Here is a 23169-nt window from a genome sequence, read left to right as displayed (position 1 = left end):
GTGCTGGACATGTCCGCCACGGCGCTCGCCATCGTGCAGCGCTCCTTCACCATGCGCATCCGCGCCGAGTCGTGGCTCGGCGGCCAGCTCCTGGCCGACAGCATCCCGGTCGCCACCGGATCAGAGTCCCGTGACCGGTCCCTGGCCGTACCCGAACGGATCACGCTCAGCGTGCCGCGCCGGGACCGCGGCGTGCAGTGGGATCCCCTCACACCAGACCATCCACTCGCCTCCTACGGACAGTTGCTGCGCATCGACTACGGCGTTGACCTCCCCGGCCACACCGAATGGATCAACCGCGGCTGGTTCTTGGTCACCGACACGGACACGGACGACGACACCGTCACCGTGACCCTGCAAGGCCTGCTCACGCTCATCCAGGAGGCGGATCTTGTCGCCCCCTTCCAGCCCGCATCGACCGACACCCTGGCCACTGTCGCCAGGTCCCTCGTCGAACCCGCCCTCACCGTCAGCGTCGACAGCGCCCTGACCGACCGGGCCGTCCCGCTCGGCATGCAGTGGGACACCGACCGGCTCGGCGCCCTGAACGAACTCGTGGACGCCTGGCCTGCCGACGCCCGGGTCACGGAAGACGGCTACCTGCTGCTCGAGCCCCTCAACGACGCCGGCACTCCCGTTCTCGCCCTGACCGACGGAGTCGGGGGAACCGTCGTCAAGTGGCAGGGCGCCGCGAGCCGGGACGGCGGGTTCAACGCGGTCGTCGCCCAGGGCGAGGACGCATCGGGCAACCAGATCCAGGGCGTCGCCTACGACCGGGAGGCGGGCAGCCCGCTGCGCTACGGCGGGAACTACAACCCGCTGCCAGTGCCCTACAAGTTCAGTTCCCCGCTACTGAAAACCGTGACCCAGTGCAGAGACGCCGCCGCCTCCACCCTGGTGCGGCTGCGTCGCACCGCCTCCCGCAAACTGCACGTCACGATGGTGCCTCACCCCGGCCTCATGACCGGCGACATCGTCTCGGTGACCGGCGCCGGCCTCACCGCCCAGCCCTGCATCATCGAGTCGCTGACGCTGTCCTACTCGACGGACGCGATGACGCTGAACGTGAGGGTGATCTGATGGCGGACTGGGCCGATACCCGCACCACCACGGCAGGGCTCGGGGCACTCCCCGGTGTGGCGCTCACCGCATCGTCGAGCGGCGCATGCGTGGCTCGTGTCGGCGGTATCGAGGTCACCGCGCGCGTGGTGACCGGCGTGACGGTCGCAGCGGCCGACAACGTGCTGCTGCTGCGCATGGGCTCCACCTACTGGATCATTGCGAAAGTTCCGGCTGCGCCGTCCTCTCCGCCGACACCGCCCGCTGCCGGGTCGGGCCCGGACGGCGGCGACACCTCCCCCGATCCCAAGCCCGTCACCACGACGGGCAAGCTCGTCGTCGCGCCGGTGTCCACCGCCACCTACCGGGACGGCAGCTGGCGTTCCGACGGCAGCGCGACCGACAGCTTCGACACCTACCAAGGCCGCTACGCGGGATCGTCGTTCGGCCGCATGACCGGCTGCGCTTTCTACGGCAGCAAGCCCCGCACCCTTGCCGGGGCTACGGTCACCAGCGCCACGCTCCAGGTGCGGCGTCTGTCCGGCGGAGATTTCGCTGCCCGGACGGCGACCCTGCGGCTCGTCTCCCAGACGACCCGCCCGGCCGGCGCGCCGACGCTCAACGAGACGACGAGCGGCCCGAGTCTCGCCGTCAACGCCACGGGCAGCGCCTTCGCGATCCCGGTCAGCTGGGCGCAGGCCATGGTCGACGGCACCCGCGGCGGCCTCGCCATCAGCGTCAGCGCCGACAGCCCCTATATCCGGCTCGCCGGCCGCGCCTCCTGGTCCGCTGCATGGACGCTGACCGTCAACTGGCGCAGGGGATAACCGCGACCTGACACCGCCGCCCGGCCGGGGCCCCGCACCTGCGGGGCCCTCTGCATGTCCACGAAGGAGGCCCAGCCAGTGACCCAGCAGACCGCCAAGGGCATCACCTACCCCGAGTCCACCGACAACACCCGGCTCTGGGAACACATTCAGACCCTGGCCGAGGACGTGGACGGCCTGATCACCGTCAACAGCAACGAGGCCGAGGACACCGCCTCCCGCACCACCACCTCGACGACCTACGCGGACGCGAGCGGCGGAGCGTTCAGCACCACCGTGACCGTGCCCCCGTCCGGGAAGGTCATGGTGGCCATCCGGACCACCCAGCGCAACTCGGGCGCGCTGAACACGGTCACGTCCTGGCAGGCCGTGGGCTCGACGTCGGGAACCGTGTACAGCGCGAACGACAACGCCGCACTCATCTGGTCAGGGTCCGGCACGACGAACCTGTCCCTGTCGCTGACGAAACGCCTCTCCGGACTCGTCGCCGGCGAGACGCTGACGGTCACGATGAAACACCGGGTCAGCTCCGCCTCGACGGCAACCATCGACTACCGAAACATCACCGTCTGGGGCCTGCTGTAGCCCACCGGCACACCAGCCTCCCGCCCCGGCAGGGGCTTTTTTCATGTTGCTCCGCCTGACGAAAGGAGTCAGGCGTGCGACGCATACGCGCTGTCCTGGCCGCTCTCATCCTCACCGCCGCTGCCCTCCTCGGGGCCGGCGCACCAGCCGCCCCCGACAGCACGAGCACCGTCGCATCCGCGCCGGTCGTCATCGACATCGACCTGCACGACGGCATGGTGTACGAGGACGGCGGAACGTACTACCTGGTGGGCAGCATGTACGCCTGCGGCTACCAGTGGTACGTGCCCAGTCCCTGGTGCGGGTTCGGCGTGTCCACCGCCCCGACGCTCAGCGGCCCGTGGAGCGCCCCGCAACTGCTGTTCCCCCCGACCGAGGTGAACCCGTACACCGGCCGCACGTTCGCCGCAGAATGCGCCGAGACGAACGGCCACGGCTGCTTCAATCCACGCCTCGTGCAGCGCCATGACGGCGTGTGGATTTTGTATTTCAACCAGCCCGACGCCCGCACCTCGACGACCACGCACGCGTACTGGCTGATGGGCTGCAACGGGCCGGCCGGTCCGTGTGGCAAGGGAGCCGGCGCTCCCTACGGCTCTACGTACAAGCCGCGGTTGAACCAGTGCGCGGGCGAGAACGGCGACTTCGCCCTCGTGCCCGACGGCACGAGCGCGGCAATCATCTGCAGCTACGGCGGGACGCTCGCCGTCGAACGCCTGGACTGGAGCTGGGCCAACGGCACCGGACAAGGAGCGACCGCGCTGGCCGGGCTCGCCGACGTCGAGGGCGTCGGCGCGTGGCGCGACACGGCGACCGGCACGTGGGTGATGACCTACTCCGAGAAGTGCGGCTACTGCACCGGCACCCCGACCGGCTACGCCACCGCACCGAGCCTCACCGGCCCATGGACCGCGCCCGGCAACCTCGGCTGGTCCGCACCGCCCGGCGGCCGCCGGGACATCAGCCTCGGCTGCGGCGGCCAGGCCCGCACCGTCAGCGTCGTCGACGGCGTGCCGTACCAGGGCACCGACACGTGGCTCGGCACCCGCAACGAGGCCGACGCCGACGTGCTGCTGTCACCGCTCTCCTACACGCCCACCGCAGGCACGCCCGGAGACGGGCACCGCTGGATCCCACCAGTCAGCTACCCCTGCCGCTGACCGCAGCCCGTTCCCCATCTGGCAGCCCCGGCCGACGGCTCGGGGCTTTCTGTATGCCCTGGAGGCACTCATGAAGCTGGTCACCCGAGCGGCCTGGGGTGCGCGGCCGCCGCGCTACGCGCTGGTCTACATCGCCTCCACGCAGGGCGTGAAGATCCATTACGAGGGCACCTACGTGCCTAAGAGTCTGGCGGCCGCGGACGCGCACGGCTCCTGCGCCGGCCACGTGCGCGACATCCAGGCCAGCCACCTCGCCAACACGCGGGAGGACTACAGCGACATCGCGTACAACGCGATGGTCTGCCCGCACGGCTACGTCTTCGAGGGCCGCGGCGTCCACTACAAGACCGGAGCGAACGGCGACCAGGCGCTCAACGCGAAGGACTACGCGGTGTGCGCGATGCTCGGCGACTCCGGCCTGGTCCAGCCACCGGCCGCGATGCTCGACGGCCTGGCCGACGCCATCGGGTGGTTCCGCTCGGGCGGCGCCGCCGGCAGAGAGATCCTCGGCCACCGCGACGGCTACGCGACCTCATGCCCGGGCGACCCGCTGTACGCGTGGCTGCACGCCGGCGCGCACCGTCCGGACGGCACGACGCCCGGGGGCGGCACGGGCGGCGGGGCGGGGATCGCCCGCTACCAGGTCGTCATCAACCAGCTGCCGTACGGGTACGGCGCCGAGGGCGCGCACGTCACCGCGGTCGGCAAGGCCCTCGTGAAGGCGGGGTTCGGCAAGCACTACACGCAGGGGCCCGGGCCGCGGTGGACCGACGCCGACACCGAGTGCTTCTCCGATTTTCAGGTGAGCCTCGGCTACAAGGGCACTGCCCCGCACGAGGACGCCGACGGCGTGCCCGGCCCGGTCAGCCTGCAGCAGCTCCTCGGCCGCCTCCCCGGCGGGACGCCCGCCGCCGCGGTGCCGCCGTACCCGGGGCGGTCCGCGTTCGTCCTCGGCAAGACGAACCCGGCCGTGACGACCCTCGACAAGGCGCTGATCCGCCGGGGCTACGCCCGTCACCACGACGGCGACGGCTACCAGCCCGGCCCGAGGTTCACCGAGTTCACGCGGCAGAACGTGGCCGACTTCCAGCGCGCCACGCCGGCCCTCGCCGGTGACGCCGACGGCTACCCCGGCCCGCTCACCTGGAAGCTCCTCCTCTCCTGAAAGGACTGGCCCATGCCCAGCAACCTGTTCGTCTCGATGATGCGGACTCTCGTCCCGATCGTCGCCGCCCTGGTCCTCAGCTGGACCGGACGCCTGGGGATCCCGGTCGACAGCAACGCCGCGGCGAGCGCCGTGGCGCTCGGCCTGGCCGCCGCCTACTACCTGCTGTTCCGGGGGCTGGAGTGGCTGGCCGCGCGTCTGTCCTGGGGGCCGCTGAAAACTGCGGCCGGCGTCTTCCTCGGCTGGGCCCAGCCGCCGGCGTACGGCCGCCAGGACGACGACCTGCGCGCAGCGCTGCAGCGGGCGGAGGGCAGGGGCAGCGGTTCCTGACGTTCCATCGCACGACCTGAGGAGCCACCTTGGACGCCACCACCCTTGGGACCCTGCTCGTGGGCGTGGGCGCGGTCGTCGGAGCGGTGGTGACGTACCTCGGTAAGCGCAGTGAGACCGCCCTGACCGGCTACAGCTCGCTCACCACCGACCTGCAGGAAGAGCGTGACCGGCTCGACCGCAAGGTGACCGAGCTGAATGCCGAGCTCGCCCAGCAGGCGGCGCTGCGGGCCGCAGACCAAGCGGAGATCGCCCGGCTCCGCGCCCTGATCCCACCCGGAGGACTCCCGTGACCCGGACCGAGCGGGCACTGGCCCGTCGCTGGCGTCCGCTGACGCTGCTGTGCTGGCTGATCGCTCTGTCCGGCGCGGTCATCATCATCTGGGCGCGTATCGACGCCGAGACCACCCGCGCCGACCAGCTGGCAGCGGAGGCCGACCGGCGCGGGCAGGCCGTCAGCACGCTCGCCACGGACGTGCGGCAGCTGCGCACGCAGGTATCGGGTGAGGGACAGACGCCCGTCGCCCCGGACCCGTCCGACGCCGTCGAGGACCTGCCGGCGCGGGCCGAGGTGCCCGTGCCGATCCCTGGCCCCAAGGGCGACCCCGGCCGCCCGGGCAAGGACGGCGAGCCGGGCACCCCCGGCGCGACGGGCCCGCCCGGGGCAGCGGGCAAAGACGGGGCACCCGGCACGGACGGTGCACAAGGACCGCAAGGCGACCCGGGCGCGCCAGGCCCCCAGGGTGAGCAGGGCCCGCAGGGCGAGCAGGGCGAGCAGGGCGAGCAGGGATCGCCCGGGCCGGCGTGCCCGGCGGGCTACAGCCTGCAGGCGCCCGCGTGGGATCCGGACGCACTGGTGTGCCGGAAGGACGGCGCGCCCGCCCCGGGCGGCACCGGCGGCCCGCCGCTCGCCTTAGGACTCGACCCCACCCGCCGCCAGTACCCATGACGACGCCCCCTGTACGGCCCACACGGGCCGTACAGGGGGCATCTTCGTCGTGCCGTGCGGCACTACCCGATGGAGTACTCGTAGCCGATGACGAGCCGGTAGGGCAGGCACCATTCGCCGTACTCGATGACGCCTTGGTCGTCCCACAGGCGGTGAGCCCCGGCGAGGATGGGCGAGCCGACGCGCAGGCCGAGGAAGCCGGCCTCCCGTGCGTCGGCATCCCTGGCGTGCATGTCGTCACGGCCCGCAGTGACCGTCCGGCCCGTGGCCTTTTGGACCTTGGCGAGCAGGCCGGGCGAGCTGCTGCGTGAGGTCGAGAGAAGCTCAGGAACCACGGCCGCGAAATGGCTCGGGTACCAGGTGACGGCGAGCATCAGGCGCTGGCTCCCGCGGCCGGTGTGCCACTGCCTGCGCACGACCTGGTCGCCCTCGTTCAGCCCGAAGATCTCCGCCACGTAGAGCGGCGGGCGGATGAGCTCGGCGCTTGTGACGATCATCGTCTCGCCCTCGCCGAGGACGGACCCAGTCCGCTGGACGCGGACGACCCGGTCATGCCCGCTGGCTGTGACGGCCGGCGCGTTCGCGACGAACGTCCCTCGGCGGGATGTCGAGATGTAGCCCTCGACCTGGAGCTGGTCGAGGCTGCGCCCAAGGGTGGCCACGGCGACGCCCTCAGCCTTGGCGAGCTCTCGGACGGGCGGCAGCTTGGCGCCCTCGGCGAGTTCGCCGTCGAGGATGCGGCGCCGGATGCGCTCGGCTACGCGCATGTAGGTGGGCTGGGCCGGGTCCGTCATGGCTCCTCCGCAGTAACTGGACTAGGTCACCTATGAGTGTACTAGGACACGCATCATCTGGAGTAGCGGGCCGCGGGGAAGGGGTGGCGTCAGTGACCTAGTTCAGCGTATCGTCTGAACTAGGTCACGCTTCCGGCCAGCCCCGGAGTGTGCCCCACCTAGGACCATGACGGAGGCAACGTGAGCAACGAGGCCACAGAGGGCGCCCGCCGCCCTGTACAGACGGAGCCAGGAGTCCTCGTGCACTCGGGCGCCGACCGCCAACTCGCAACGGAACACTGGCTCCTGTCCACCCTCACCGACAGCAAGCGCCAGGCGGCCCGCCGGGAGTGGGACAGGAACGGAATCACAGCGCTGCCCATGGGCACGCTCATGTCCGCCGTGCAGATCCCCGCGTCCCTGGTGGCCGCCGCGACCGGGGGGCGGTTCCCTTCCGCCGAGGTCGACCGGATGCTCGGCGAGATCTTCGAAGGCGGACCGGTCATCTGCGACCCGAAGGGCCACCGCTACTACGCCCTGGTCCCGGCATCGGTCCCACGCACGTGGGCCGACGCCCTCGACGACTGGCGCGCACAGGACGTGGAGTGCCTCGGCAAGAGCTACTACCTCTGCGTGCCGCGGCTGGACATCACCCGTCACAGCGAGGCGTACGCCTCCTACTGGTCGGTGCCGATGCCCTCGATGGCGACGCTCTGCCCGCCGCTCAGGGTGGCCCGGCTGATCGCCGCCGGCATGCACGCCCTCGGGGCGGAAGCCGGGGCCGACCGGTGACTGGGTCATGCGACGAGCTCAGCCAGCGGCAGGCCGAGGACGTACGCGAGCTTCGCGAGGGTGGTGTAGGTCGGGTTGCCCTCGCCGGCCTCAAGGGCCTGAAGTGTTCGCCGGTCAACCCGGGCGGCGAGATAGACGGCCTCTTGGGTGGCGCGCAGCTGGGTCCGGCGCGCCAGGACTCGGGCGCCGATCACCTGGCCCTGGGCGCGGATCCACTCGTCGTCGTCAGGCAGATCACGAAGCACTCGACAAACGCTCTGACCTGCACGAGCATGAGTCAGCGGAATAAATTCAGCTTTCCGTGGACAGACGCATGGAGGGCCCGGACGGGTAGCGCGGGCCGCAGTGCCGTAGGTATGGTGCGAATCGAACGCATGTACGGATCATCTATCCGGTGAGCCGACGGCGGCAGAACAGCCGCCCAACGAACACCCTCCGCCAGGGCCGCGCCCCGGCTGCTGGTGGAGGGGTGACCACGGAGCCCCCGGCCGAGGACTGGCCGGGGGCTCCGTGCGTTCCGTGAACCTTCCGCCGAGCGGCGAAATTCCGGTCCCCTTCCGTAGAACAACGCGACGCGATGCAACGCATTGCAACGCATTGAACGCGTCGAACATGCAGGTCAGAGGCGACTCACAGCGCTGACCTGATCAGACGTTCGCCGCCTGGAACATCCAGTGATGCTTCTCGAGGTCGGCGGTGATCCCGATGAAGATGTCCTCGCTCACCGGATCCGCGTCGCCCGTGGCCGCCACCCGTTCCCGCATTCGGGTGATCACCGCCCCCAGAGCGGCGACCAGCGTCCCGATCGCGTCGGAGTCCTTGACCCAGCCCTCCGCCACCGCGTCGATCCCGCTGCCGGAGGCCACGGTCGCCGCGCGGCCGTCCGGCGAGACGCCCAGCGCCGAGGCCCGCTCCGCCACGGTGTCGGAGTGGGCGCGGGCGACGTCCACGACCTCGTCCAGCTGGAGGTGCACGGACCGGAAGCGCGGCCCCACGACATTCCAGTGGACCTGTTTGGCGACGAGCGACAGGTCGACCAGATCGACGAGCGCGCCTTGCAGCGCCTGCGAGACGATCTTCAGGTCGGCGTCGGGCAGGGGACTCTTCACGACGTACATCCGTACCTCCGGTGGTTGGCCCCCGCCGTGCCTCTCCACGATGACCTCGGTCACCGGCACCGGCAAACGGACCCCGGACAGGACCGACCCGGCCAGGACCGAGCCCGGACCGAGCCCGGACCGAACCAGGCCTCAACAGAAACAGCCCCCGGCCGAACCGGACCCGGACCGAACCAAGGACGCGAAAAACCCCGACCGCACCTTCTCCGGGTCTTTCCGGAGAAACCCCGGCCGGGGCCTCACACTTGCCAGTACACGTACCTGCGCACGTGCCCGCGCCGGCTCAGAGGCCGACGCACGTGCGTCTCACGCGGCGACCACGTCCACCGCCTCGGCGGGTGCCTTGATGGTCACCCGCTCCGGAGGCACACCGGTCACCGACACGGAACCCAGCATCGGACGAACCGACGTGGGCACAGGCTGGCTGGGGGTGGCCGCTGCAGACTGTGCCAGCTCCGCGAGGGCGAGCTCGTCGCTCACTTCCCGCATGAGCTCGGACATCCGTACGTCCAACGCGTCGCAGATGGCGGAGAGCAGCTCGGAGGATGCCTCCTTCTGCCCCCGCTCCACCTCGGAGAGATAGCCGAGTGAGACTCGGGCGGACGAGGAGACTTCGCGCAGAGTACGGCCCTGGCGCTGGCGCTGCCGACGCAGCACGTCACCCAGCAGGCGACGGAGCAGAATCATCGGTGGCTCCCTCCTCGGACCGCGTAGCCGCATCCTTCACGCCCCACCGTACCGCCTCGCGCTGCGGCCGTGCGGGGAGCGATGTCGTGTTCACTCAGGGCTGCAAACATCAAAACCCCCCGTTCTGTTCCGTATCCTGTGCCCGCTCGTTCCCGGTCTGTTCGCCCGCAAGCTCGCTCAGGAGCAGTGCGAGTACGCTCCGTACACTCTCTCTACGAATTTCCGCCCGGTCGCCGTTCAACCGCAGGGCCTCCACTTTTCCGCCAGCGGCAGAACCGGGATCCGAACCGGGCGGTCCGTCCACGGCCACGAAGACGGTGCCCACAGGCTGTCCGTCCTGAGCGTCGGGGCCGGCCACGCCGGTGGTAGCGAGACCCCAGTCGGCACCGAGTGCCTTGCGCACACCGGCCGCCATCTGCGCCGCGACCTGCGCGTCCACCGCTCCCCGCGCGGCGAGCAGGCCGGTTTCGACGCCGAGCAGCTCGTGCTTGAGCTCGGTGGCGTACGCCGTGACCGAACCCCGGAAGACCTTGGACGCACCGGGTACCGATGTGATCTCCGCCGCGACCAGACCGCCGGTAAGCGACTCGGCCACGGCAAGCGTCCCGCCTGTCGCTGTGAGTAGTCGCACCACGTCGGCGGCCGTGGAGTTCACGCCTGCGTCTCCTCCGCCGCGGCATGACGCTCGGCGATTCCCGCCCGGCGCAGCACGATGGCCTGTCTCACATAGTCGAGCCCGGTCACCACGGTCAGGACGACCGCGGCAGCCATCACCCACCACCGCAGGGTGGCCAGCCACCCCGTCAGCGCCAAGACGTACATGCCGACGGCGATGCCCTGGACGAGCGTCTTGAGCTTGCCGCCACGGCTCGCCGGGATCACGCCGTACCGGATGACCACGAAACGCATGAGGGTGATGCCGAGTTCCCGGCCCAGAATCACGATCGTCACCCACCACGGCAGGTCGCCGAGCGCGGAGAGACAGATCAGTGCCGCTCCCATGATCGCCTTGTCGGCGATGGGGTCGGCGATCTTCCCGAAGTCGGTGACGAGGTTGTACGTGCGGGCCAGATGCCCGTCGAACAGGTCGGTGATCATGGCGATGGCGAAGGCCGCCCAGGCGAACGAGCGCCACGCCGGGTCATAGCCGCCGTCGGCCAGCATCAGCGCGACGAAGCCCGGCACCAGGACCAGCCGAAGCATCGTCAGAAGGTTGGCGATGTTCCACACACTCGCCTGATTGACGGCGGCGGCCGCCAGCTTCGCCCCCCGCTGCGGCTTGGCGCCGCCCTCGGGGTCGGCGGGCCCGGCGACGTCGGCGGCGGTCGGACCCACAGCCGACACAGCCGACACCGCGGCCTGCTCGGCCGCCACCGCATGCGGAGCCTGCGGAGCCTGCGCGGCATGCGGACCCTGCGCGGCATGCGGACCCTGCGCGGCGTGCGGACCCTCCGCGGCGGCGGACTGCGCGGCCGACGCGTGCGAGGAACCGCCTGCGGCCGATGCCGGAACGCCCGTCATCTGCCCGCCTCCTCACTACACCCGAACGAGCCCTGCAGAGGCTCGGCCACCAGGTCGACGCCTTCCGTACCGATCACCTTCGCCTCGACCATACGACCGACGCCCAGGCCTTCGCCCGACGTGAGCAGCACCTGGCCGTCCGTCTCGGGCGCCTGGTGCGCGGCGCGGCCGTGCACGCCCTCGTCGTCGATCGACTCCACGAGCACGTGGGCGGTCTCGCCGAGCCGTTCCTCGGCGCGCTGCGAGACGAGCTCCTCGGCGAGCCGGGAGACCCGGGCGAGCCGCTCGGCCACGACGTCGACGTCCAGCTTGCCGTCGTACGTCGCCGCCTCCGTGCCGTCCTCGTCGGAGTAGCCGAAGACACCGATCGCGTCCAGCCGTGCGCCGTCGAGGAACCGCTCCAGCTCCGCCAGATCGGCCTCGGACTCGCCCGGGAAGCCCACGATGAAGTTGGAACGCACACCCGCCTGGGGCGCCTTGCCGCGGATGGTGTCCAGGAGCTCCAGGAAGCGGTCGGTGTCGCCGAAGCGGCGCATCGCGCGCAGCACACCGGGCGCGGAGTGCTGGAAGGACAGGTCGAAATAGGGCGCGATCTTCGGCGTCGAGGTCAGCACGTCGATCAGGCCGGGCCGCATCTCGGCCGGCTGGAGGTAGCTGACGCGCACCCGCTCCAGGCCGTCGACCTCGGCGAGCTCGGGCAGCAACGACTCCAGGAGGCGGATGTCGCCGAGGTCCTTGCCGTAGGAGGTGTTGTTCTCGGAGACCAGCATGACCTCCTTGACGCCCTGCTCGGCCAGCCACCGTGTCTCGTTCAGCACGTCGCTCGGCCGGCGTGAGATGAAGGAGCCGCGGAACGAGGGGATGGCGCAGAAGGAGCAGCGCCGGTCGCAGCCGGAGGCGAGCTTGACGGAGGCGACCGGCGCGCCGTCCAGCCGTCGGCGCAGGGGGGCGCGGGGGCCGGACTGCGGGGCCAGGCCCTCGGGGAGGTCGGTGGGCGCGCCGTGGCCGGGCAGCGCCACGTCGGTCGCCGACTGGCGCTCGGCCGGGCTGATCGGCAGCAGCTTGCGCCGGTCACGCGGGGTGTGGGAGGCGTGGATGCCGCCGTTCAGAATGGTCTGGAGGCGGTCGGAGATGTCGCTGTAGTCGTCGAAGCCGAGCACGCCGTCGGCTTCGGGAAGGGCCTCGGCGAGCTCCTTGCCGTACCGCTCGGCCATGCAGCCCACAGCCACGACGGCCTGGGTTCTGCCGTGCCCCTTGAGGTCGTTGGCCTCCAGGAGGGCGTCGACGGAGTCCTTCTTGGCGGCGTCGACGAAGCCGCAGGTGTTGACGACGGCGACGTCCGCGTCCTCGGCGTCCTCCACGAGCTGCCAGCCGTCCGCCTCCAAACGGCCTGCGAGCTCCTCCGAGTCCACCTCGTTGCGGGCGCAGCCAAGAGTGACGAGTGCGACGGTACGGCGTTCAGGCATGGGCTCAAGACTACTTTGTCCTGCCGACAGCGGACGTCGACGGGGTTGACGATCTTCGCCGACCCCGCCGTACGCCCCCGTCACACCGGGAAACGCCCGCTCATCCGACCTGTGGGTCGCCCTTCGTGTACGTCAGCCGCTCCACCGCGCCCGGCTGGAAGTCGTCGTTCAGCTTCTTGCCGTTGACGTACAGGTCGACGGCGCCGGCGTCGCCGAGGATGAGGTTGATCTTCTTGCTGTCCTGGAAGGTCCGGGAGGCGCCCTTCTTCAGCAGGTCGTCGAAGAGCAGGCGGCCGGTGTGGTCCTTGACAGAGACCCAGCTCTTCCCGTCGGCGGCGACGACCTGGACGGTCACCTTGTCCTGCGGCGCGGCGGCGATGGCGCTGTCGGAGGGCTCGGGATTGCCGTCGACCGGCTTGTCGGTCTTCGGTGTGGGCGAGGGGGTCCTGCCGGTCGTGGGGGTGGCGCCTTCGGCGACCTGTTTCGTCGACCCGTCGTCGTCGCCGCCCTTGAAGGCGGTGAAGCCGACGAAGCCGACGACCGCGACGATCGCGGCGACCATGGCCGCGGTCCAGTTGGGTCCGCGGCGCTCGGGGCGGATGCGTTCCGCTTCGAACATGGGCGCTGCGGGGGTCGGTGCCGGGCGGCCGCCGTGGGTGGCGTCGTACCGGTCGATCAGCGGGGCGGGATCCAGGTGGACGGCCCTGGCCAGGGTCCGGATGTGCCCGCGCGCGTAGACGTCCCCGCCGCAGGGGGCGAAGTCGTCCGCCTCGATGGCGTGCACGATGACGATGCGCACCCGGGTGGCCGTACTGACGTCGTCGACGGTCAGCCCGGCCGCGATGCGGGCCTGCTGCAGCGCCCGGCCGATGGAGAAGGGGGCTTCCTCGGACGGGTCTTCGAAGGGACGCTCGTCTTCAGGGGAGTTGCCGATGGACACGGGGGCGCCTTTCGAGCGTATAGCCACCTGTGCTGGAGGTTCAGTCTAGGGGGGGTGCCGAAGGGAGGGGCAACCGGACGGTGGGTCTTTGTACGCCATCGGTATGGCCCGGACACATCGATGGCGGGCCGGTGACCGGACCCCTGGCGGGGAACCGCACCTGCCTCTCGCTCAACTGGACGTACGGCAAAGGGAAACGGTTGCTCAACGTTTCCTAACGGGTGAGTCACGACCGGCACCCGGTTCCCTCGACTGACGTCTACCCCTCGGACTGCCCTCGGATCACCGCGAGGACGCCATCCAACTCGTCCGGCTTCACCAGAACGTCACGCGCCTTCGATCCCTCGCTGGGCCCGACGATGTTCCGCGACTCCATCAGGTCCATCAGCCGTCCGGCCTTGGCGAAGCCGACCCGCAGCTTGCGCTGGAGCATGGACGTCGACCCGAACTGGGTGGAGACGACCAGCTCGGCCGCCTGGCACAGCAGGTCCAGGTCGTCACCGATGTCCTCGTCGATCTCCTTCTTCTGCTTCGTGCCCACGGTGACGTCGTCCCGGAAGACGGGGGCCATCTGGTCCTTGCAGTGCTGGACGACGGTCGCGACCTCGGCCTCGGTCACGAAGGCGCCCTGCATACGGGTGGGCTTGTTCGCCCCCATCGGCAGGAACAGCCCGTCGCCCTTGCCGATGAGCTTCTCGGCGCCCGGCTGGTCGAGGATGACCCTCGAGTCGGCGAGCGAGGAGGTGGCGAAGGCGAGCCGCGAGGGCACGTTCGCCTTGATCAGACCGGTGACGACGTCCACCGACGGGCGCTGCGTGGCCAGCACCAGGTGGATTCCCGCCGCGCGCGCGAGCTGCGTGATGCGCACGATGGAGTCCTCCACGTCCCGCGGCGCGACCATCATCAGGTCGGCGAGCTCGTCGACGATCACCAGCAGGTAGGGGTACGGCTGGAGCTCGCGCTCGCTGCCCTCGGGCGACTTGACGTTCCCCTCGCGCACGGCGCGGTTGAAGTCGTCGATGTGTCGGTAGCCGTACGCGGCGAGGTCGTCGTAGCGCAGGTCCATCTCGCGGACGACCCACTGGAGCGCCTCGGCCGCCCGCTTCGGGTTGGTGATGATCGGCGTGATCAGGTGCGGGATGCCCTCGTAGGCCGTCAGCTCCACACGCTTGGGGTCGACCAGGATCATCCGGACGTCCTCGGGAGTCGCCCGCATCATGACCGAGGTGATCAGACAGTTGATGCAGGACGACTTGCCGGAGCCGGTGGCGCCGGCGACCAGGATGTGCGGCATCTTCGCCAGCGAGTGCATGACGTAACCGCCTTCGACGTCCTTGCCGAAGGCGACCAGCATCGGGTCGTCGTCCTCGGCGGACTCGGCCAGTCGCAGCACGTCGCCGAGGTTGACCATCTCGCGGTCGGTGTTCGGGATCTCGATGCCGACCGCGGACTTGCCGGGGATGGGGCTGATGATCCGCACGTCGGGGCTGGCGACCGCGTAGGCGATGTTCTTGGCGAGGGCGGTGATCCGCTCGACCTTCACGGCCGGGCCGAGCTCGACCTCGTAGCGGGTGACCGTCGGCCCGCGGGTGAAGCCGGTGACGGCGGCGTCGACCTTGAACTCGGTGAAGACGTTCGTCAGCGACGCGACGACGGCGTCGTTGGCGGCGCTGCGTGCCTTGCCGGGGCCGCCGCGCTCCAGAAGGTCGAGCGAGGGCAGCGCATAGGTGATGTCGCCGGAGAGTTGAAGCTGCTCGGCGCGCGGCGGCAGCTCCCGGAGGTGTTCGGGGGCCGACTTGGTCAGGTCCGGTACCGCTCCGTCGGTCCTGAGCTTCTCCTGCCTGGGGCGCGACGCCGGGGCGGGGACGGGCGCCGCGCCCGGTGTCGGCACGGGTGTCGGCGTCGTCGGCTCCCGGTCGCCCACGCTGACGCCCTGGGTGAGGTCGGCGACGATCCGCGAGGGTGGCATCCCGTGCAGCACGGCGCCGTCGAGGTCGGCCGCGGCGGCCGCCGCGATGTCCACGGCGTCCGGCTGCCGGTCCATGGCCGGCTGGGGCACCGCCGAGCGCCGGGGCCGGCCGCGCCGCTGCGAGAGAGCGTCCTGCTCGGCTCTGTCGGGGTCGTACGCCTCGGACGCGCCCGAGCGCCGTCGGGGGCGACCGGGCAGCGCCTCGCGCCACTGCTCGTCGTAGCGCTCGTCGTCCGAGAACTCGTCGTACTCGTCCGTCTCGGGATCGTGCAGCACGCCCAGCCGCACCCCGAGCTGCCGCAGCCGCTGCGGAATGGCGTTGACCGGGGTCGCGGTGACGACGAGCAGCCCGAAGACCGTGAGCAGCACCAGCAGCGGCACCGCGAGCACCTCGCCCATGGCGTAGGTCAGCGGGGTCGCCGCGCTCCAGCCGATGAGACCGCCCGCGTCCCTTATGGCCTGCATGCCGGCGCTGCGCGCGGGTGCGCCGCAGGCGATGTGGACCTGTCCGAGCACGCCGATGACGAGCGCGGACAGACCGATCACGATGCGGCCGTTGGCGTCCGGCTTCTCCGGGTGCCGGATGAAGCGCACGGCGATGACCGCCAGCAGTATCGGTACGAGCAGGTCGAGCCGTCCGAACGAGCCGGTCACCAGGATCTCGACGAGGTCGCCCACCGGGCCGCGCAGGTCTGCCCAGGTACCCGCGGCGACGATCAGCGCGAGGCCCAGCAGCAGCAGCGCGACGCCGTCCTTGCGGTGGGCCGGGTCGAGGTTCTTCGCGCCGTTCCCTATGCCGCGGAACACCGCGCCCACGGCGTGCGCCAGGCCGAGCCAGACGGCGCGGACGAGCCGGTAGACGCCCCCGGTGGGACTGGGAGCCGGCGCGGGCGCGGGCGTGCGGGCCGCGGCCTTTCGGGCAGACGCCTTCTTCGCCGGCACCTTCTTCGGGACGGCCTTCTTCGCGGCGGCCTTCTTCGCCACAGCCTTCGCGGGAGCCGCCGCCTTCTTGGCGGGCTGCTTCTTGGCTGCGGAAGGACGTGAGGCCATGGGTGTGAGGTTACCGGTGGAGACCACAAGGGACACGCGTGCCCACTGCTTCACCCGTTCGTGTCGCCTTCGCGGAGACCCGGAACTGACGCGTCCCCCGCACGGGAAGAAGGAACTGACGCGCCTTCATACGCAACTCCGTGCGCCGCGCGCGTCAGTTCCGTTCAGTTCTGCGACGCCTCAGTCCTGCGACGCCTCAGTTCTGCGACGCCTCAGTTCTGCGACGCCTCAGTTCTGCGACGCCTCAGTTCTGCGACGACACGGAAGCCGTGCCGCTGCCGGCGCCCGGTTCCAGGGCGTCCAGCGCCCGGCGCAGACCTGTGAGTTTGCGCTCCAGGTGCGCCGCCGTAGCCACCGCGGCCGCGTCCGCCGACTCGTCGTCGAGCTGCTTCGACAGCGCCTCCGCCTGCTCCTCGACGGCCGCGAGCCGCGCGGAGAGCTCGGCGAGCAGTCCGGCCGCCTCCCTGGCGCCGCCCGTGGCGGCCTTGCCGCCACCACCCTCCAACTGCAGCCGCAGCAGCGCTGCCTGCTCCCGGAGCTGACAGTTCTTCATGTACAGCTCGACGAACACCGAGACCTTCGCACGCAGCACCCACGGGTCGAACGGCTTGGAGATGTAGTCCACCGCGCCCGCCGCATAACCGCGGAAGGTGTGGTGCGGCCCGTGGTTGATCGCGGTGAGGAAGATGATCGGGATGTCCCGGGTCCGCTCCCGCCGCTTGATGTGCGCGGCCGTCTCGAAGCCGTCCATTCCCGGCATCTGGACGTCCAGCAGAATGACCGCGAAGTCGTCCGTCAGCAGTGCCTTGAGCGCCTCTTCCCCGGACGATGCCCTCACCAGCGTCTGATCGAGCGCAGAGAGGATCGCCTCCAGCGCCAGCAGATTCTCCGGCCGGTCATCGACCAGGAGGATCTTGGCCTTCTGCACCATGGCCCGCCCTCCTCGCCCCGGCAGTGCACCGGGCGCCGCCCCTGGGGACGACTCCCTTGCGCCGCCCTTCCTTGTGCCGGTCATGGTAGCCGCACCCCGACCGTCGCCACACCCTGTCACCGTGATGTCACTGTGCACGTAGCAGGAACGCAGCAGAAGACCAGAAGGTTCCCCGAATTCCGTCCCGCTACACGGCATCGGCCACCCAGAGTCAACAACTCCGGGCGGCCGACGGAAGTTCCCGTCGCGCGGGAGGCCCCGGTCACGCCGAACCGCCGTGTCGCACCGAGGACCCGTGTCACGCGTCCCGCATCCACTGCTGCATCACCGACAGCAGGTGATCGGGGTCGACGGGCTTCGTCACATAGTCGGAGGCGCCGGACTCGATCGCCTTCTCCCGGTCGCCCTTCATCGCCTTCGCGGTCAGCGCGATGATCGGCAGCCCGGAGAACTGGGGCATCCGACGGATCGCACTCGTCGTCGCATAACCATCCATCTCGGGCATCATGATGTCCATCAGGACGACCGCCACGTCATCGTGCTGCTCCAGGACCTCGATGCCCTCCCGGCCGTTCTCCGCGTACAGCACCGACAGACCGTGCTGCTCCAGGACGCTGGTCAGCGCGAACACGTTGCGGATGTCGTCGTCGACGATCAGCACCTTCTCACCGCCGAACCGGATCCCCGGGCGCGCCTGCGCCCCCGTCTGCTGTCCGCGCGACGGCCACTGCTCCGGCCGGCCGACCTGCTCACCGCTCACCAGCCGGCGGCGGCGCCGGAAGAGGGCCGCCGGGCCGTTCTGCGCGTCCTGGTACGACTTCACCTCGGCCGGCATCCGGATCTCCGTATGGGACAGCTCCGACGGCTCGGCCGCCCCGTTCTCGGATGCCACCAGGTCTCCGGCCTCCAGGGCGGGCACGATCTGCTGGTAGCCCTGCGGCGGCAGCTCGCTCGGGTGCAGCGGCAGATACAACGTGAACGTCGATCCACGGCCCGTCTCGCTCTGCGCGTGGATCTCACCGCCGAGCAACTGCGCGATCTCCCGCGAGATCGACAGCCCGAGGCCCGTGCCGCCGTACTTGCGGCTGGTGGTGCCGTCCGCCTGCTTGAACGCCTCGAAGATCACCCGCATCTTGCTGGCCGCGATCCCGATGCCGGTGTCGGTCACCGAGAACGCGATCAGCGGCGCGCCCGCGTCGGTCAGCGACCCGGCCTCGAGCAACTGCTCGCGGATCGCCACCGGCACCTCCGTCCCGGCCGGCCGGATGACCAGCTCCACCGACCCGGAGTCGGTGAACTTCACCGCGTTGGACAGCAGGTTCCGCAGCACCTGCAGAAGCCGCTGCTCGTCGGTGTGCAGCGTGGCCGGCAGCTCCGGCGACACCCGCACCGACAGGTCGAGCCCCTTCTCCGCGGTCAGCGGACGGAAGGTGGCCTCCACGTAGTCCACCAGCTGCACCAGCGCGATCCGCGTCGGCGACACGTCCATCTTGCCCGCCTCGACCTTCGACAGGTCGAGGATGTCGTTGATCAGCTGGAGCAGGTCGGAGCCGGCCCCGTGGATCGTCTCGGCGAACTCGACCTGCTTCGGCGTCAGGTTGGTGTCCGCGTTGTCGGCGAGCAGCTTGGCGAGGATCAGCAGCGAGTTCAGCGGCGTCCGCAGCTCGTGCGACATGTTCGCCAGGAACTCGCTCTTGTAGCGCATCGACACCGCGAGCTGCTCGGCACGCTCCTCCAGGACCTGCCGCGCCTCCTCGATCTCGGTGTTCTTCACCTCGATGTCGCGGTTCTGCCGGGCCAGCAGCTCGGCTTTCTCCTCCAGTTCGGCGTTGGACGCCTGCAGCGCCTTCTGCCGCTGTTCCAACTCGGCCGACCGCTCCCGCAGCTGCTCGGTCAGCTCCTGCGACTGCTTCAGCAGCTGCTCCGTCTTGGTGTTGACGGAGATCGTGTTGACGCTGGTCGCGATCATCTCGGCGAGCTGGTTGAGGAAGTCCTTCTGGATCTGCGTGAACGGCGTGAACGACGCCAGCTCGATCACACCGAGCACCTGGCCCTCGAACAGCACCGGCAGCACGATCACCTGCGCCGGCGGCGCCTCGCCGAGCCCCGAGGAGATCTTCAGATAGCCACTCGGGGCGTTCGCGACCAGGATCGTGCGCTTCTCCTCGGCCGCCGTCCCCACCAGCGCCTCGCCCGGCCGGAACGACGACGGCATCGATCCCATCGAGTAGCCGTACGAGCCGAGCATCCGCAGCTCGTACAGATCGGCGTCACCGTCCGCCGGCGGCATCGCCAGGAAGAACGCACCGTGCTGCGCGGCCACCAGGGGCGGCAGCTCGCTCATGATCAGCGACGCCACGTCCTGCAGGTCGCGCCGGCCCTGCATCAGAGCGGACACGCGCGCGAGGTTGCCCTTGAGCCAGTCCTGCTCCTTGTTGGCGATCGTGGTGTCGCGCAGGTTGGCGATCATCTTGTTGATGTAGTCCTGGAGCTCCTGGATCTCCCCGGACGCGTCCACGTCGATCTTCAGGTTCAGGTCGCCGCGGGTCACCGCCGTCGCCACGCGCGCGATGGCCCGCACCTGCCGGGTCAGGTTCCCGGCCATCTCGTTCACCGACTCGGTCAGGTCTCGCCAGGTGCCGTCGACGTCACGCACGCGTGCCTGGCCGCCCAGCTGCCCCTCGGTGCCCACCTCACGGGCGACGCGGGTGACCTCCTCGGCGAACGACGACAGCTGGTCGACCATCGTGTTGATGGTCGTCTTCAGCTCGAGGATCTCCCCGCGCGCGTCGATGTCGATCTTCTTCGTCAGGTCACCCTTGGCGATGGCCGTCGTGACCATGGCGATGTTGCGCACCTGACCCGTCAGGTTGGACGCCATGCCGTTCACCGAGTCGGTGAGGTCCTTCCACGTGCCCGCCACGCCCGGCACATGCGCCTGACCGCCCAGGATGCCGTCCGTGCCCACCTCACGGGCCACCTTGGTGACCTGCTCGGCGAACGAGCTCAGCGTCTTCACCATGGTGTTGAAGGTGTCGGCGAGCTGCTGGACCTCGCCGCGCGCCTCGATCGTCACCGTACGGGTCAGATCGCCGTTGGCGACGGCCGCCGCGACCTGGGAGATGTTGCGCACCTGCATGGTCAGGTTCTTGGCCATCAGGTTGACGTTGTCGGTGAGGTCCTTCCAGATGCCGGTGACGCCCGACGCGTACGCCTGACCGCCCAGGATGCCCTCGGTGCCCACCTCGCGGGCCACCCGGGTCACCTGCTCCGCGAAGGAGGACAGCTGGTCGACCATCGTGTTCACGGTGGTGACGAGCTCGAGGATCTCGCCCTTGGCGTCGACGGTGATCTTCTTCGACAGATCGCCCTTGGCGACCGCGGTCGTGACATCTGCGATCTGGCGCACCTGAATGGTCAGGTTGTTCGCCATGAAGTTCACCGACTGCGTGAGGTCCTTCCAGGTGCCGGAGACGCCCTGCACCTCGGCCTGTCCGCCGAGCTGCCCCTCCGTACCCACCTCACGGGCCACCCGCGTGACCTCCTGGGCGAACGACGACAGCTGGTCGACCATCGTGTTCAGGGTGTTCTTCAGCTCGAGGATCTCCCCGCGCGCGTCCACGGTGATCTTCTGCGACAGGTCACCACGGGCCACCGCCGTGGCCACCTGCGCGATGTTGCGCACCTGGGCGGTGAGGTTGCCGGCCATGCCGTTCACCGAGTCCGTCAGGTCCCGCCACACGCCGGCCACGCCGGGCACCTGCGCCTGACCGCCCAGCCGGCCCTCGGTGCCCACGTCACGCGCGACCCGGGTCACCTGGTCGGCGAACGCGGACAGCTGGTCGACCATCGTGTTGATGGTGTTCTTCAGCTCGAGGATCTCCCCGCGCGCGTCCACGTCGATCTTCTGCGACAGGTCACCACGGGCCACCGCCGTCGTCACCTGCGCGATGTTGCGCACCTGCGAGGTCAGGTTCCCCGCCATGGAGTTGACGGAGTCGGTGAGCTCCTTCCACGTGCCCGAGACGCCGTCCACCCGCGCCTGACCGCCCAGCCGGCCCTCGGTGCCCACGTCCCGGGCCATCCGCGTCACCTGGTCGGCGAACGACGACAGTTGATCCACCATCGTGTTCACGGTGTTCTTCAGCTGCGCCATCTCGCCGGACACGTCCACGGTGACCTTCTGCGACAGGTCGCCGTTGGCCACCGCCGTGGTGACCTGCGCGATGTTCCTCACCTGTCCGGTGAGATTCCGGAACGCCGTGTTGACGGAGTCCGTCAGGTCCTTCCAGGTGCCGGCCGCGCCCGACACCTGCGCCTGCCCCCCCAGCTCGCCCTCGACGCCGATCTCCCGCGCCACCCGCGTGACCTCGGCGCCGAACGCCGACAGCTGGTCGACCATCCCGTTGACGGTGTTCTTCAGCTCCAGCATCTCGCCGGCCACGTCCACCGTGACCTTCTGCGACAGGTCACCGCTCGCCACCGCCGTCGTCACGGCCGCGATGTCCCGCACCTGCGTGGTGAGGTTGCGGAAGACGGTGTTGACGGAGTCCGTCAGGTCCTTCCAGGTGCCGGCCGCACCCGGCACGTTGGCCTGGCCGCCCAGCTGCCCCGCGGCGCCCACCTCGTTGGCCACCCGCGTGACCTCGTCGGCGAAGGTCCGCAGCGTCTCGGTCATCTGGTTGATCGTGTCGGCGAGCTGCGCGACCTCGCCGCGCGCCGACACCGTCACCTTCTGCGACAGGTCGCCGTTGGCGACCGCCGTCGTCACCTCCGCGATCCCGCGCACCTGGGCCGTCAGGTTCCCGGCCATGGTGTTCACCGAATCGGTGAGCTCCTTCCACACGCCGTCCACGCCGGACACCTGCGCCTGGCCGCCGAGGATGCCCTCGGTGCCCACCTCGCGGGCGACCCGCGTCACCTCGACCGAGAACGCGGAGAGCTGATCCACCATCGTGTTGACGGTGTTCTTCAGCTCGAGCATCTCGCCCTCGACGTGAACCGTCACCTTCCGTGACAGATCACCCTTGGCCACCGCCGTCGTCACCAGCGCGATGTCCCGCACCTGCGCCGTCAGCCGGTACGCCATGGTGTTGACGGACTCCGTGAGGTCCTTCCACGAGCCGGACATGCCGCGCACCTGCGCCTGCCCGCCCAGCTTGCCCTCGGTGCCCACCTCACTGGCCACCCGCGTGACCTCGTCGGTGAACGTCGACAACTGGTCGACGAGGTTGTTGACGGTCCGCCCGACCTTCAGGAACTCCCCGCGCAACGGCTGCCCGGCCGCCCCGTCCGGCGTCTGCGTCCTGAGCTCCATGCGCGGCGACAGATCGCCCTCGGCCACCGCCGACAGCACCCGCCCGACCTCGGAGACCGGCCGGACCAGATCGTCGACCAGCGCGTTCGAATTGTCGACGGCCGTCGCCCAGGACCCCTCACAGGCACCCGTCTCCAACCGCTCGGTGAGCTTCCCCTCACGCCCCACCATGCGTCGCACCCGCGACAGCTCGCCCGTGAGATGCAGATTGCGGTCCGCCACCTCGTTGAACACGGCGGCGATCTCCGACATGACCCCGTCGCCGGAGACCGTGAGCCGTTTGCGGAAGTTTCCCTCCCGCATGGACACCAGAGCGACCAGCAACCGGTTCAGAGCTGCCGTGTCCACGACAGTGGTCCCGCCGCGTGGTGTACGCGGCCTGCTCAGAGACTGTCCGCCTTTCGCGCGCGCCTTAGTGCCCCGCGTCGCTGCGCCAGACTCCACTTGTCCCTCCCGCAGGGGTCGACCGTTACCACTGTGCCTGGGTGCTACTTTTCGCCATGCCCGTTACCGCTGGGTAGTCCCGCCCG

General features: G+C 70.1%; 20 protein-coding genes. 9 read left to right on the top strand and 11 right to left on the bottom strand.

Annotated elements, in window-relative coordinates:
- The 8 genes from QA802_RS30670 (at position 1) to QA802_RS30635 (ending at position 6075) form a co-directional block, all read left to right on the top strand.
- Positions 1-1080 carry a hypothetical protein gene (locus tag QA802_RS30670; RefSeq protein WP_334529318.1) on the top strand — a complete coding sequence of 360 codons (1080 nt, stop codon included), beginning with the start codon at positions 1-3 and terminating at the stop codon, positions 1078-1080.
- Entirely contained in the window at positions 1080-1886 is an 807-nt protein-coding gene (locus tag QA802_RS30665) for a hypothetical protein (protein ID WP_334529315.1), read from the top strand. The genes QA802_RS30670 and QA802_RS30665 overlap by 1 nt, the downstream gene beginning before the upstream one ends.
- A 78-nt stretch (positions 1887-1964) precedes the next feature.
- Positions 1965-2471 carry a hypothetical protein gene (locus QA802_RS30660; RefSeq protein ID WP_334529312.1) on the top strand — a complete coding sequence of 169 codons (507 nt, stop codon included), beginning with the start codon at positions 1965-1967 and terminating at the stop codon, positions 2469-2471.
- Between the two features lie 74 nt (positions 2472-2545).
- Complete coding sequence (locus QA802_RS30655; protein ID WP_334529309.1) at positions 2546-3631, top strand: glycoside hydrolase family protein; 1086 nt, start codon at positions 2546-2548, stop codon at positions 3629-3631.
- Positions 3632-3701: 70 nt separating this feature from the next.
- Positions 3702-4796 carry a peptidoglycan-binding protein gene (locus tag QA802_RS30650; RefSeq protein ID WP_334529306.1) on the top strand — a complete coding sequence of 365 codons (1095 nt, stop codon included), beginning with the start codon at positions 3702-3704 and terminating at the stop codon, positions 4794-4796.
- A gap of 12 nt (positions 4797-4808) precedes the next feature.
- Positions 4809-5126, top strand: a complete 318-nt coding sequence (locus tag QA802_RS30645) for a hypothetical protein (RefSeq protein WP_334529303.1) — start codon at positions 4809-4811, stop codon at positions 5124-5126.
- A gap of 29 nt (positions 5127-5155) precedes the next feature.
- On the top strand, positions 5156-5419 hold the full coding sequence (locus tag QA802_RS30640; RefSeq protein ID WP_334529300.1) for a hypothetical protein: 264 nt from the start codon (positions 5156-5158) through the stop codon (positions 5417-5419).
- Positions 5416-6075 carry a collagen-like protein gene (locus tag QA802_RS30635; protein ID WP_334529297.1) on the top strand — a complete coding sequence of 220 codons (660 nt, stop codon included), beginning with the start codon at positions 5416-5418 and terminating at the stop codon, positions 6073-6075. Before QA802_RS30640 ends, QA802_RS30635 begins: the two co-directional genes overlap by 4 nt.
- Positions 6076-6137: 62 nt before the next feature.
- Here the strand turns inward: QA802_RS30635 and QA802_RS30630 are convergent, their stop codons facing one another.
- Entirely contained in the window at positions 6138-6869 is a 732-nt protein-coding gene (locus tag QA802_RS30630) for a GntR family transcriptional regulator (RefSeq protein WP_334529294.1), read from the bottom strand.
- Between the two features lie 180 nt (positions 6870-7049).
- Here QA802_RS30630 and QA802_RS30625 point away from each other — a divergent pair, with 180 nt between their 5' ends.
- Positions 7050-7640 carry a hypothetical protein gene (locus QA802_RS30625; protein WP_334529291.1) on the top strand — a complete coding sequence of 197 codons (591 nt, stop codon included), beginning with the start codon at positions 7050-7052 and terminating at the stop codon, positions 7638-7640.
- A gap of 5 nt (positions 7641-7645) precedes the next feature.
- Here QA802_RS30625 and QA802_RS30620 read toward each other — a convergent pair whose 3' ends face one another.
- From QA802_RS30620 to QA802_RS30575, 10 genes are all read right to left on the bottom strand, one after another.
- Positions 7646-7885 carry a helix-turn-helix domain-containing protein gene (locus QA802_RS30620; RefSeq protein ID WP_334529289.1) on the bottom strand — a complete coding sequence of 80 codons (240 nt, stop codon included), beginning with the start codon at positions 7883-7885 and terminating at the stop codon, positions 7646-7648.
- Between the two features lie 402 nt (positions 7886-8287).
- A complete protein-coding gene (locus QA802_RS30615) occupies positions 8288-8758 on the bottom strand; it encodes a Dps family protein (protein WP_334529286.1) in 471 nt (156 codons plus the stop codon).
- A 306-nt stretch (positions 8759-9064) separates the two neighbouring features.
- A complete protein-coding gene (locus tag QA802_RS30610; protein WP_057575292.1) occupies positions 9065-9445 on the bottom strand; it encodes a helix-turn-helix domain-containing protein in 381 nt (126 codons plus the stop codon).
- A gap of 109 nt (positions 9446-9554) precedes the next feature.
- Positions 9555-10100 (bottom strand): CinA family protein, encoded by a 546-nt coding sequence (locus QA802_RS30605; RefSeq protein ID WP_334529283.1) that lies wholly within the window; start codon positions 10098-10100, stop codon positions 9555-9557.
- A complete protein-coding gene (pgsA, locus tag QA802_RS30600) occupies positions 10097-10966 on the bottom strand; it encodes a CDP-diacylglycerol--glycerol-3-phosphate 3-phosphatidyltransferase (RefSeq protein ID WP_334529280.1) in 870 nt (289 codons plus the stop codon). Before pgsA ends, QA802_RS30605 begins: the two co-directional genes overlap by 4 nt.
- Positions 10963-12432: a 30S ribosomal protein S12 methylthiotransferase RimO gene (rimO, locus tag QA802_RS30595; protein ID WP_334529277.1), complete on the bottom strand. Its 1470-nt coding sequence runs from the start codon at positions 12430-12432 to the stop codon at positions 10963-10965. Before rimO ends, pgsA begins: the two co-directional genes overlap by 4 nt.
- 100 nt (positions 12433-12532) lie before the next feature.
- Positions 12533-13372: a helix-turn-helix domain-containing protein gene (locus QA802_RS30590; RefSeq protein WP_334529274.1), complete on the bottom strand. Its 840-nt coding sequence runs from the start codon at positions 13370-13372 to the stop codon at positions 12533-12535.
- Positions 13373-13631: 259 nt separating this feature from the next.
- Positions 13632-16391, bottom strand: coding sequence for a DNA translocase FtsK (locus QA802_RS30585; RefSeq protein WP_334529271.1), 2760 nt, complete (start codon positions 16389-16391; stop codon positions 13632-13634).
- Positions 16392-16635: 244 nt separating this feature from the next.
- Positions 16636-17322: a response regulator gene (locus QA802_RS30580; RefSeq protein ID WP_319170176.1), complete on the bottom strand. Its 687-nt coding sequence runs from the start codon at positions 17320-17322 to the stop codon at positions 16636-16638.
- 298 nt (positions 17323-17620) lie between these two features.
- Positions 17621-23083: a HAMP domain-containing protein gene (locus QA802_RS30575; protein ID WP_334529268.1), complete on the bottom strand. Its 5463-nt coding sequence runs from the start codon at positions 23081-23083 to the stop codon at positions 17621-17623.
- Between the last annotated feature and the right edge of the window lie 86 nt (positions 23084-23169).

Origin of the sequence: Streptomyces sp. B21-105, from assembly GCF_036898465.1 — a bacterium.
GTDB lineage: Bacteria > Actinomycetota > Actinomycetes > Streptomycetales > Streptomycetaceae > Streptomyces.
The sequence above is the reverse complement of the archived record's forward strand: the minus strand, read 5'-3'. Positions and strand labels throughout refer to the sequence as shown.